2 protein-coding genes are annotated in these 976 nt (G+C 75.4%); both read right to left on the bottom strand.

From position 1 onward, the window contains the following. Nucleotides 1–469 (bottom strand): IS630 family transposase (locus ABQ292_RS26545; protein WP_369210695.1); only part of this gene is annotated, 469 nt, incomplete at its 3' end. A 47-nt stretch (nt 470–516) separates the two neighbouring features. Beyond that, the gene (locus ABQ292_RS26540; protein WP_369210694.1) at nt 517–906 is read right to left on the bottom strand and encodes a helix-turn-helix domain-containing protein; all 390 of its coding nucleotides are present in this window, start codon (nt 904–906) and stop codon (nt 517–519) included. Nucleotides 907–976: the final 70 nt, after the last annotated feature.

Genomic DNA, 976 nt, shown 5'->3' with positions numbered 1-976 from the left:
GGGCGGCGGCGATCGCGGCGTCCAGCGCCGCCCGGGTGCGCGCGGCGGCCGCCTTGACCAACGCCTTGAGCTTGCTGAACGCCTCCTCGACCGGAGACAGGTCCGGCGAGTAGGCCGGCAGGAATACCAGCTCACACCCGGCGGCGTGCACCAGCTCACGGATCCGCTCGGGCTGGTGCGCGCCGACGTTGTCCACCACGATCACCGTTCCCGCCGACAGCGCCGGCAGCAGCACCTTCTCCAGATAGGTGGCGAACACCGCGGTGTCCGTGCCGCCCTGCACCGTCATCGCCGGACTCATGCCACCCAGGCTCACCCCGGCCAGCAGCGTGGTCACCGGCCCACGGTTGCGCGGCACCGCCCCCCGCGCCCGCACCCCGCGGGGTGCGCGGGCCCGCCGGCGGGTCATCGAGGTGTGCGTGCCGCACTCGTCGACGAACACCAGCCGCGCCGGGTCCACCCCGCTCATCTGCTCGCGCCACTCCGCGCGCGCGGTCTCGTCGCGCTCGGTGGCGCTCAGGCTTTTTGCTTCAGCGGTCGCCCCGGCCGCCGCCGACGCCCGGACGGAGTCCGCGCCTGGCCCGGATCGGGCGGCAGGCCGGCGATCGCGCGCGACATCGACGCGGCCGACACCGGCTCGCCGCCGGCGGCGATGAACGCGGCCACGTGCTCGGCCAGCGTGGCATCGGCCGCGGCGGCCAACCGAGCCGGCAGCCAGGCCTGCAGCCGCCGGCGCACCTTCGGTTCTGGTCCGTGCCGCTGCTCGGTCGCCGCCAGGCCGCCGATCGCCCGCCGCCGGGCCAGATACCGCTCCACCGTCCGCAGCGACACCCCGAACAGCGCCGCCGCCTGCGGCTGGGTCATCCCCGCATCGACCGCGGCCACGACCCGCTCACGCAGATCCATCGAGTACGCCCGCACACCGGGCGGGGTACTCCGCCGGCCGTCAGCCGTCAACCAACCAGCACACCGCTGT

This window comes from Geodermatophilus maliterrae, assembly GCF_041018925.1.
Taxonomy (GTDB): domain Bacteria; phylum Actinomycetota; class Actinomycetes; order Mycobacteriales; family Geodermatophilaceae; genus Geodermatophilus; species Geodermatophilus maliterrae.
This window is presented reverse-complemented; position numbering and strand designations above follow the sequence as displayed.